Genomic DNA, 9686 nt, shown 5'->3' on the forward strand with positions numbered 1-9686 from the left:
ACTGTGCCTGACCAGCGGCCGGGCGACCTGGGCGGAGTCGGACGACGGGCTGTCCCCGCTGGACGCGGCGACACAGGTGGCGATCCCCGAGTTCGACGGGCGCCTGATCACCGTGCCGTTCTCCTTCAAGGAGATCGACGCGGACGGGCTGACAAGCTACGTCGCCGACACCGAACGCGCCGGCCGGGTGGCCGGCATCGCCGTCGCGCACGGCCGGCTGCGGCGCGTCCCACCGGCCGAACGCCGAGTGGCGCTCATGCTCTCGGCCTACCCGACGAAGCACTCCCGGATCGGCAACGCGGTGGGCCTCGACACCCCGGCGAGCGCCGTGCGCCTGCTGCGGGCGATGCGCGCGGCCGGATACGACATCGGGCCCGACGACGGCCCGGGCACGCTGCCGGGGGTCGCGGCCGAGGACGGTGACGCCCTGATCCACGCGATCATCGCCGCGGGCGGGCAGGATCCGGCCTGGCTGACCGAGGAGCAGCTCGCCGGCAACCCGGTCCGGATCAGCGCGGCGCGGTACCGGGCGTGGTTCGACACCCTGCCCGCCGACCTGCGGGAGAGCGTCGAACGGCATTGGGGGCCCGCGCCCGGCGAGCTGTACGTCGACCGGTCCGCGAATCCGGACGGGGAGATCGTGCTCGCCGCGCTGCAGGCCGGCAACATCGTGCTGCTGGTCCAGCCGCCACGCGGCTTCGGGGAGAACCCCGTCGCCATCTACCACGACCCCGACCTGCCGCCGAGCCACCACTACCTCGCCGCCTATTGGTGGCTCGCCGACGGCTCCAGCGATTCCGGCGGCCCCGGCGGCTTCGGCGGCTTCGGCGCGCACGCCGTCGTCCATCTGGGCAAGCACGGGACGCTGGAGTGGCTGCCCGGCAAGACCGTGGGCATGTCCGCGTCCTGTCCGACCGACGCGGCGATCGGCAACCTGCCGTTGATCTACCCGTTCCTCGTCAACGACCCAGGCGAGGGCACGCAGGCGAAGCGTCGGGCGCACGCGACCCTGGTCGATCACCTGGTTCCGCCGATGGCCCGCGCGGAGAGCTACGGCGACCTGGCCCGCCTGGAACAGCTGCTCGACGAGCACGCCACCATCGCCGCCATGGATCCGGCGAAGCTGCCGGCCATCCGGGCGCAGATCTGGACGCTGATCCAGGCCGCCCGGCTCGATCACGACCTGGGACTGGCCGACCGGCCGCACGACGCCGAGTTCGACGACTTCCTGCTGCACGTCGACGGGTGGCTGTGCGAGGTGAAGGACGCGCAGATCCGCGACGGCCTGCACGTGCTCGGCGAAGCGCCGACCGGCGGGGCGCGGATCAACCTGGTGCTCGCGATGCTGCGGGCCCGGCAGATGTGGGGGGGGCGCGTCACCCTGCCGGGGCTGCGGGAGGCCCTCGGGCTCGTCGAGGACGACCGGGCGGCCCGCGGCGCGGTCGACGCCGCCGAAGCGACGGCGCTCGCCCTGGTAACGGCGATGGAGGAACGCGCCTGGGACCCGTCGGCCGCATCCGACGTGGTGACGACCGTCCTCGCCCCCCCTCCCTCGCCAGCGACCACCCCCTTGCCCCCCTTGCCTATCCAGAGGGATAAACCGGACACAAAAGCCTCTGGAAAGGCAAGGAAAGTCCACGGCCCGGCAGGCACGGACGCGGACGCGGAGACCGACCCGGTCCGGGAGACGGTGGCGGCCGTGCTGCGGTTCGCGGCCACGGAGATCGTGCCGCGGCTCGCCCGGACCACCGACGAGGTCACCGCCGTGCTGCACGCCCTCGACGGCGGCTACGTCCCGGCCGGTCCCAGCGGCTCGCCGCTGCGGGGCCTGGTCAACGTGCTGCCCACCGGGCGGAACTTCTACTCGGTCGACCCGAAGGCCATCCCCAGCCGGCTCGCCTGGGAGACGGGCCAGGCAATGGCGACCTCCCTGCTCGAGCGGTACCGGGCCGACACCGGCACCTGGCCCGAGTCGGTGGGCCTGTCCGCCTGGGGAACCAGCGCGATGCGCACCTCCGGCGACGACGTGGCCGAGGTGCTCGCCCTGCTCGGCATCCGCCCGACCTGGGACGAGGCGTCGCGGCGGGTCAGCGGGCTCGAACCGATCGACCTCGCCGAGCTCGGCCGGCCCCGCATCGACGTCACCGTGCGCATCAGCGGCTTCTTCCGGGACGCGTTCCCGCACGTGGTGGTGATGCTCGACGACGCGGTCCGGCTCGCCGCCGGCCTCGACGAGGCCGACGAGGACAACTTCGTGCGCGCCCACGCCCGTGCGGACCTCGCCGGGCACGGCGACGAACGGCGGGCCACCCTGCGCATCTTCGGCTCCCGGCCGGGGGCGTACGGCGCCGGGCTGCTGCCTCTGATCGACAGCCGTAACTGGCGCGATGACGCCGACCTCGCCGAAGTGTACGCGACGTGGGGCGGCTATGCCTACGGCCGCGGGGTCGACGGCATCCCCGCCCGGGAGGACATGGAATCGGCCTATCGGCGAATCGCCATTGCCGCGAAGAACGTCGATACCCGCGAGCACGACATCGCCGACTCCGACGACTACTTCCAGTACCACGGCGGCATGGTCGCGACCGTACGCGCGCTGACCGGCCGGGCGCCGGCTGCCTACATCGGCGACAGCACCCGGCCGGAGGCGGTCCGCACCCGGACGCTGTCCGAGGAGACCTCCCGGGTCTTCCGCGCCCGGGTGGTGAACCCGCGGTGGCTCGCGGCGATGCGCCGGCACGGCTACAAGGGGGCGTTCGAGATGGCCGCCACCGTCGACTACCTGTTCGGCTACGACGCCACCGCCGGCGTGGTCGCGGACTGGATGTACGAACGGCTCGCCGCAACCTACGCGCTGGACCCGGAGAACCAGAAGTTCTTCGCCGAGTCCAACCCCTGGGCGCTGCATAGCATCACCGAACGGCTGCTGGAGGCCGCGGCGCGCGGCCTGTGGGAGCATCCGGAGGCCGCGACTCTCGACGCGCTGCAGGAGCTGTACCTGCGCACCGAGGGCGACCTGGAGAACGGTCCCACCGGCGACGCCTGAGATCGCCGGGTCCGGCCAGCTCGGAGTGCGGCAAGGTCAGAGGGCAGCAAGGTCAGAGGGCGGCGGATGGTCGGCGGCGGACAGGTGGCGGGCCACCTCACGGTTCCGACCGTCGCGAATCCGGGAAAATGTCTCTGGTGCGGACGACACTTCTGCTCGTGGGCGACGAGGCCGCCATGCACCGAGACCTCGTCCCTGCCCTGCTCGGCGAGGGGTACGCCGTCGAGATGGCCGGCAGCGGCGAGGCGGCGCTCGCCGACCTGGTCGCCCGACCCGCCCAGGTCCATCTGCTCCTGGCCCGCCTGCCCCCGGTCCTGCCCCCGGTCCCGGCCCGGCGGACGGGTTCGACCACGGACCCTGCCTCTCCGCCGCCGGACGGCTGCCCGGACACCGTCCCAGCCTTGATTGAACCGATCAAACAGATCAAATCGGTCAAACCGGTCGACGCGCAAGCGGGCGCCCCGGCCATCGACGGGCTGGAGTTCTGCCGCCGTCTGCGCGCCGCCGGGGATCTTCCCCTCATCATGGTTGCCGGGCGGTCGGATCCCGCCAGGATCGTCGCGGGGCTGGAGGCCGGGGCCGATGACTGTGTCACTGCTCCCCCCGTCACCGCCGAGGTGCTGGCGCGGATCCGGGCGCTGCTGCGCCGTGCCCGCCCGGGACAGTCGACGGCCAGCGCGCTCAGCGTCGGCGAGCTGCAGATCCGGCCGGCCGAGGGCGTGGTCAGCCGGCGCGGCGAGGGCCAGCACCTCACCCGGACCGAGTTCCTTCTGCTGTGTGAGCTGGCTGTCGCGGGTGGCCGGGTCGTCTCCCGCAAGCAGCTCCTGGAACGCGTCTGGGGGTACGGCCACTTCGGCGGCACCAGAATGCTGGACGTCCACGTGCGCCGGCTACGGCGCAAGGTGGAGGCCGACCCGTCCGCGCCCACCCACATTCTCACCGTGCGTGGGGTGGGTTACCGCGTCTGCTGCTCGTCGCCGACCTCACGCGTCGCGGCTCCTCTCCCGACTCCCGTTCTCACGACTCCACCGCCACCATCGGGGAATCGGGCGACGCGGAACCCGCCGCCGCGGCGGACTCGACCGGGCCTCGCTATCCGTTGACGGATGACATGTCGGGGTAGCGGGTGCCCGCCACGTCCGCCCCCGCCGCGCCCAATCGCTCCGCCTCGGCGGCCGTCAACGTGATGCTGGTGGCTGCGACGTTGTCCTTCAGGTAGCGGCGCCGCTTCGTGCCAGGGATCGGCACGACGTCGTCGCCCTGGTGGTGCACCCATGCCAGCGCGAGCTGCGCGGGGGTCACGTTCTTCTCCGCGGCAAGCTTCTCGATCTCGGCGAGCACGGCGAGGTTGGCGTCGAAGTTGTCGCCGTGCGTCCGCGGCAGGTGCTGGCGGAAGTCGTCGGCGGCGAAGTCCGCGGCCGAGCGGAAGGTGCCGGTCAGGAAGCCACGCCCGAGCGGGCTGTAGGAGATGAACCCGATGCCGAGTTCCCGCAGGGTCGGCAGGATCTCGGCCTCCGGTTCGCGGGACCAGATCGAGTACTCGGTCTGCAGGGCCGTGATCGGGGCGACGGCGTGGGCACGACGGATGGTGGCCGGTGCCGCCTCCGAGAGCCCGAGGTACCGCACCTTGCCGGCGCTGACCAGCTCGGCCATCGCGCCGACGGTATCCTCGATCGGCGTCTTCGGGTCGACCCGGTGCTGGTAGTACAGGTCGATGTGGTCGACGCCGAGGCGACGCAGGGGGGCGTCGCAGGCCGAGCGCACGTACTCCGGACGGCCGTCGATCCCCCGCGCCGTCGGGTCGGCGGGGTCACGGATGATGCCGAACTTGGTGGCCAGCACCACCTCGTCCCGGCGGCCGATGATCGCCCGTCCCACGAGTTCCTCGTTGCGGTACGGGCCGTACATGTCCGCCGTGTCCAGCAGCGTCACCCCGAGGTCGAGCGCCCGGTGGATGGTGGCGACCGACTCGGCGTCGTCGCCAGCGCCGTAGAACTCTGACATTCCCATGCAGCCCAGACCCTGGACGGAGACCTCCAGGCCCTGGCTTCCTAGCGCGACCTTGCGCATCAGTGGACGGTCCTCTCCTGGTAGATGTCTTGATAAATGCTGATTTTGACGTTGATGGCGGTGAGGTTGCGCTGCACCTCGTCGAGGCGCGCCAGGACCCGGCGGCGATGCTCGGTCAACAGGGCGAGACGCTCCGCCTCGTTCCCCTCCCCGGCGCGCACCAGCTCGGCGTAGCGCGCCATCTCCCGGATCGGCATGCCGGTGAGCCGCAGCTTGGTCAGGAACGTGACCCAGCGGACGTCCTCGACGGTGTAGCGCCGATGGCTCGACGAGGCACGGGCGACCGGGTCCCGCATCAGCCCCACCCGCTCGTAGTACCGCAGCGTGTGCGCGCTGACTCCGGTGGCCGCGGCGGCCTCGGCGATCGTGAGGGTCCCGGCGGCCTCCGGTTCACCCCCCGGACCGACCGCGCACGGATCAACGGACCGGTCGCATCCATCCGGGCGGACCGCCGGGCCCAACCGCGCGCACCAGCCCTGATCCGGCTCCGCCACCATGACCGGAGACGGCGTCACGGCCGGAGACGGCGTCACGGCCGGCGGGGAGGACGTCACCGTGGGCGCCTCGATCGTGGCCATACGAAAACGCTAGGACTTGGAGTGCGCACGAAGTCAACGTGGCCCGCGGAAACTCGCTGTTCCGGATTCGCCGACTGCGTCATCGCGAACGGAGCGGGATGCGGCCGTCAACCGCCCACGCCGACTGTCGACGCCGGGTCGTCAGCGTGGGGGCACGGCATACCCCCGGCGGGACGGCCTCCCCGCCGGCCTCCCCGCCGTCGGGTTACCGCCGGGCACCGACCGGCAGCGGCCTCGTCTCGAGAGATCGCCACGAGCGATCCGGATGGCCGAGGCCTCCCGCCGCGATCCACCGCGCGAGCGTGCGCGGGTCAGGGGTGGACCCGGTCAGCTCCCGAATCCGGACGCTCAGGGCCAGCAACGCCTCGGGGTGGTCGAGGTAGAGCCGGCGCTGCAGTCCCCCGGCCCGTCTGGCCAGCACCAGGGCCAGCCCCGCGAACGACTCCGCTCGCCCCGGACGGTCCTGCAGCTCCCGGCGGAACTCCGCGGCCGCGAGGCCGAGGTCTCCGCGCACGTAGAGCAGGTCCCCGAGGGTCGCGTTGACGGGCCAGGCCGCCGGATCGAGCCCGGCAGAACCAGCGAACCCGGCAGAACCAGCGAGCCCGCCGAACCGGTCGGTCCTGGCGAACCGCAGCGAGGTCAGCGCCTGCCGGGCGTGGCGGTGCGGGCTATACGGCTCGGTCTGGGGGACGAGGCGGGACGACGGCGGTACCGGCCGTCCGCAGGGCCGACCGGCCGCCCAGTCCCGCGCCCATCTCTCGATGTGGTCGCGGTCGGGCCGGCGGTTGCGCAGCCGCCAGACGACGGCGATGTCGCGCAGCACGGTGGCGGCGGTGGTAGTAGCCGCGATCGGCAGGTCAGCGGCAATCCAGACGTCGATCCTGGCGCCCAGGGCCGAGACGAACCGGCGGCCCGCCTCGGTGAGCCCGGCCGCCTCCCGCAGCACGGGCAGCACCGCCGAGACCGCGTCCCGGCACCAGGCGAACTCGTACGCCGCGCCCAGATCCGACCCGGCGCCGTCCCGGGCCCACCGCCCCGCCCAGAAGGCCGCGATCTGGGCGAAGGCGAAGGCGCCGTGCAGCAGCCGGGCGAGTGGCCGGGGGTCGGGCCGCCAGGGAGCGTAGTGCACGGAGCCGTCGTGCGGGCCGATCAGGGGCGCGAGATCGCTCAGCATCTCCAGTCTGGTGTGCGCCGCCTCATGCACGACGGCGACAGCAAGCCACAGCGCGCCGGTCGGCGGGCTGACCATCAGCGCGCCGAGCGCGTCGATCACGGTGACGCCGGTGCCGGGCCGATCCGGGACCTCGCGCAACGGGACCAGCGCCGACAGGACCGCGGCGGCCTCCTCCGCCCGCGCCCCGTCGTCGCCCGCGAGCACGCTCCAGGCGCCGTCGAGCAGGCGCTGCCACCGGGCCCCGCCGCCGCCTCATCGCAGCGCGTGGCCACGGCCAGGGGAAGCGTGTCCGCGGCCCGGAACGGGTCGGTGTCCTCCAGCGTCAACGCGATCCGGTGACCGTCGACAGTGCTCGACAGCGTGCGCGCCGGGGTCCAGCCGTCACCACCGGCCGGTCCCCGCCCGGGGCTGCCACTCAGCGTCACCCGCCGGTCGGACACGTGCGCGACGCCCCAACCGCTCGTGACCCCCGACCCGACGACGCCCACCGTGGGGATCGACACCAGCCCGTCGATGATCCGCACCGGCACCCGGCACGGCATCCGGGCCCGCAGGGCGGCGGCCACCGCGATCCCACCCACGTAACCGAGGCGGTCGAGGTCGGGTCCGGCCGACCCGTGCCAGCACCGCCGCAGGCTGCCGGCGAGCCAGGTCCCGATCGTCGGGTGCAGGAGCAGGTCGTGGACGGCGTCGCGGGCCCGCCGCTGAGCGTCCCCGAGCACGCGGAGCGCCTCATCCACACAGGTGCGTGTCGCGTCGTCGAGGTCGGCGTTCTCGAGGCCGCGTAGCAGCGCCCACAGCATCAGCATCCGTTTGCTGATCTGACCCCGCAGCAGCTCGCGCAGCGGTGCGGCACCCGGCGGCCCGCCCGCCACGGCCTCGATATCCCGCGGGGTGATCCGGTGCCGGGCGGCGGGTGGGGAGACCACCCGACGGGCGGGTCCGGTAGGACGGGCGGGCCGCCGAGAGGCGGATGTCATGGCGCTACCGGGTGCGGGCCGTCCGCCCGGACAGGCGGCGGCCCCGGGCGGACGCGGCGGCTTCGAGGGGTCGGTGCCGTCCGGCATCTCCCCGAAGGATGTGGTCCTGGGCAGGTAGTCGGCCAGGTCCAGATCCCCGCCCAGGGCCAGGGCGACGTCCTCGGGCAGCGGCCCGCCCGGGTGGCCGATCCAGGCGGCGATCCATCGCTGCCATTCTCCCGAGGGTGGGCCCGCGAGGAAGGCAAGCTGGTCAGCGTCGACCTCGCAGAGATCCACCAGACCGGACGGCACGGGCATCAGATCGTGGGCCATGAATGTGGGGCCTCCCCACCAACGGGTACGCGCCGGCGCGACGCGGGGACCTGCTCGACGAAGAATACGCGAGGACATCGACGATGATCCCGTCCATCGACGGGATTCACCTGGCGTCATCTGGCGCCTTTCAACGGCCGTCCGAAGCCGTCAGTCGGCGGACGAGCAACTGGAAGCGGCGGTCGGCTTCGGACACCCGACGCTGATCCAGGGTGATGCCCATCAGGAACTCGTCACGGCTGAGGCGATGAAAGTACAGCGCGCCCTTCTCCACGTCGAGAACGGTGCGGGTCAATCGGCGGTTCAGGACCGATCGCAGCAGACCGTCGAGCAGATCGCTCAGGGCGAGGAACTCGGCGGCGACCTTGACGAAACCCTCCCGGCGGGCCTCCCGGCTCAGACCGACGAAGAATTCGTTGAGGTCGTCGTGGTCCATCAGGTCGGCGGCGCTCACCGTGCCGCCGCGCACCAGGGCCATGTACTGGAGGTCACCGGGCTTCAGGACGCTGACGGCCTGGGCCTGGAACTCCTCCTCCCGCGAGTCCCCGGCGGGTGACCAACGCCGTTTGATCAGCGATGCCCAGGGATTGGCGAACACCGGCGCCGACGGCCTCGGCAGCGACACGAATGGATGAGAGCCGGTGTCCGGGCTACCGTCGACGCGGGTGGGCGACGGTAGGAACGTGCCGTCCCCCCGATGATAGCCGCCGTAGTTGGGGTCGCCGACCCCCCGGGCCGCCCGGATTTCCGTCGCGGTCTGCGAGAGCGTCAGGTCAGCGGACTCGATGGCGTCCGCGCCGAGGGAGACCCCGACGATGTACTGCCCCTCGTCGACGTCGAAGTAGAGCACCGCCCGGTCCTGCGCGGCGAAGACCGTCCGGATCAGCCGCCCGTTGGCGAGACCGGCCAGCGAGGTGTTCAGATCCGTCATCCGGTGGTTCAGCTGCCGGCCGATGATCTCGTAGTCCCGGCGGGCCCGTTCCACCGTGCGTGAACCATGGAAATAGTCGGCCAGCCGCGGATGGTGCAGAAGGTCGGCCGACACCGTCGGCAATCCGTGGACGTAGTACTCGAGATACTGGGCACCCGTGACGGCCACCGCCCCGCGGAACTTCTGCCGGATGCCGTTGTATTCGTCACCGACATGCGGCGCGGTGACGATGTGGGGTTCGACAACATCATCAGGAACAGTCACCATCAGCTCATCCTTCTGCCGCTCCCGGCGGGTGGCGGCCGACGCCGGACCGGAAACCCCGGTCCGGGCGGGCCGGCCGCCGGTGGATTGCCACCGTGCACTCGTCGCTCGGCCTCATCACGCTGCTCAGATGCTGGAGATGTCGATGTCGACTTCTCGATGGCCACGCCCGCCGCCAGCCTGCCGGCCGGTGAGGACCGCCAGGTTCTCCCGCATTATCGGGAGGTAGGGATGGCTTCTGTCCAGCGACATTTCAGATTCGCGCAACAGATCCTCGTTCAGCGCCCGGGCCGCCTCGGTCTCGCCGAGGGCTGCCAGGCTCGCGGCGTGG

Annotated in this window: 8 protein-coding genes; 2 read left to right on the plus strand and 6 right to left on the minus strand. The window is 72.2% G+C overall.

Features of this window, described 5'->3' with window-relative positions:
* Together cobN and ACY45C_RS05495 are read left to right on the plus strand one after the other, a co-directional pair.
* On the plus strand, positions 1-3046 hold a 3046-nt coding region (gene cobN, locus ACY45C_RS05490; protein WP_462186563.1), incomplete at its 5' end, for a cobaltochelatase subunit CobN.
* A gap of 128 nt (positions 3047-3174) precedes the next feature.
* On the plus strand, positions 3175-4149 hold the full coding sequence (locus tag ACY45C_RS05495) for a winged helix-turn-helix domain-containing protein (protein WP_462186564.1): 975 nt from the start codon (positions 3175-3177) through the stop codon (positions 4147-4149).
* On the opposite strand, the gene ACY45C_RS05500 is transcribed toward ACY45C_RS05495, so the two are convergent.
* The 6 genes from ACY45C_RS05500 to ACY45C_RS05525 all read right to left on the minus strand — a co-directional run.
* Positions 4139-5116 carry an aldo/keto reductase gene (locus ACY45C_RS05500; protein WP_462186565.1) on the minus strand — a complete coding sequence of 326 codons (978 nt, stop codon included), beginning with the start codon at positions 5114-5116 and terminating at the stop codon, positions 4139-4141. The genes ACY45C_RS05495 and ACY45C_RS05500 overlap by 11 nt on opposite strands.
* Complete coding sequence (locus tag ACY45C_RS05505) at positions 5116-5694, minus strand: MerR family transcriptional regulator (RefSeq protein WP_462186566.1); 579 nt, start codon at positions 5692-5694, stop codon at positions 5116-5118. Before ACY45C_RS05505 ends, ACY45C_RS05500 begins: the two co-directional genes overlap by 1 nt.
* Before the next feature lie 205 nt (positions 5695-5899).
* Positions 5900-7072, minus strand: a complete 1173-nt coding sequence (locus ACY45C_RS05510; RefSeq protein ID WP_462186567.1) for an aKG-HExxH-type peptide beta-hydroxylase — start codon at positions 7070-7072, stop codon at positions 5900-5902.
* Entirely contained in the window at positions 6964-8160 is a 1197-nt protein-coding gene (locus ACY45C_RS05515; protein WP_462186568.1) for a hypothetical protein, read from the minus strand. Before ACY45C_RS05515 ends, ACY45C_RS05510 begins: the two co-directional genes overlap by 109 nt.
* A 130-nt stretch (positions 8161-8290) precedes the next feature.
* Positions 8291-9358: a hypothetical protein gene (locus ACY45C_RS05520; RefSeq protein WP_462186569.1), complete on the minus strand. Its 1068-nt coding sequence runs from the start codon at positions 9356-9358 to the stop codon at positions 8291-8293.
* Between the two features lie 123 nt (positions 9359-9481).
* Positions 9482-9686, minus strand: a 205-nt coding sequence (locus ACY45C_RS05525; protein WP_462186570.1) for a hypothetical protein, incomplete at its 5' end; no start/stop codon positions are given.

It is taken from the genome of Frankia sp. CcWB2 (assembly GCF_977927585.1).